The organism is Bacillus sp. JJ722 (genome assembly GCF_036963345.1).
In the GTDB taxonomy this organism is placed as follows: domain Bacteria; phylum Bacillota; class Bacilli; order Bacillales; family DSM-1321; genus Bacillus_AD.
Map to the genome: position 1 here is coordinate 1 of NZ_JBALMO010000004.1, position 986 is coordinate 986.

Here is a 986-nt window from a genome sequence, read left to right on the forward strand (position 1 = left end):
TTAATAGCAGGATATTTATTCATTATATTAGGTACAAAAATCATGCTACTGTCGGTTTCTATAGATGCTAAAACATATGAGGAAGTAAATCAACATTTATTCGGAAAAAGATGGAGCCCTTTTATTAATTTTCTTTTTTTTGTGATGCTATTTGGAGTTACAGCTGTTATGTTATCGGGAGCTGGAGCAGTATTTGAAGAGCAGGTCGGGGTACCGAAAATGTTAGGTGTAGCGGTTACAGCTATAGTCGCATTAGCCGTATTACATAACGGAATTAAAGGTTTATTTATGGTGAATATGTTAGTCGTTCCAGCTATGATTTTATTTAGTGTATTGCTTTTTGTTCAAGTGATTGGAACGCCAGACTATTTACAAGCTTTTTTTTATATACCTAGCGAAGTTAACTACTGGGGGAGTATTATATCTCCATTTTTGTATAGTTCCTTTAATTTAGCATTAGCACAAGCTGTGATTGTTCCAGTGGCAAATGAAATAAAGGAGCCGTCTATTATAAAAAGTGGAGGAGTGTTAGGTGGAATTTGCTTAACACTGATTCTATTAACGAGTCATTTATCATTAATAACTCTTCCCAATATATTAGAGTACGATATCCCCAGTGCAGAGTTAATGAAGAGTGTTGCCACTCCTTTTTATTGGGTGTTTATCTTTGTGATTTATGGAGAAATATTTACTTCTCTAGTAGGTAATGTATTTGGTTTAGAGAAACAGCTACAGAAATATTTCAATATAAAAAGCATGCTCATCTTTCTTGCCATTATAATAGCAGCCTATTCTGTCAGTCTGATTCAATATCGTACTTTATTATCTGTTTTATATCCATTATTCGGATATGTTAGCTTATTATTTTTATTGTTACTATTTCGTAGTAAGGAATAAAAAACCCACCTATTCAAAAGAAGAATAGGTGGGTTTTTAACAGAGAAGAAAGTAGATAATTTTGCGGGGTTTCTAGCTCCAGCCCCCAG

General features: G+C 33.7%; 1 protein-coding gene. It reads left to right on the forward strand.

Annotation, left to right across the window (positions count from 1 at the left end):
- On the forward strand, positions 1 to 897 hold an 897-nt coding region (locus tag V7014_RS00215), incomplete at its 5' end, for a YkvI family membrane protein (protein ID WP_335502600.1).
- Between the last annotated feature and the right edge of the window lie 89 nt (positions 898 to 986).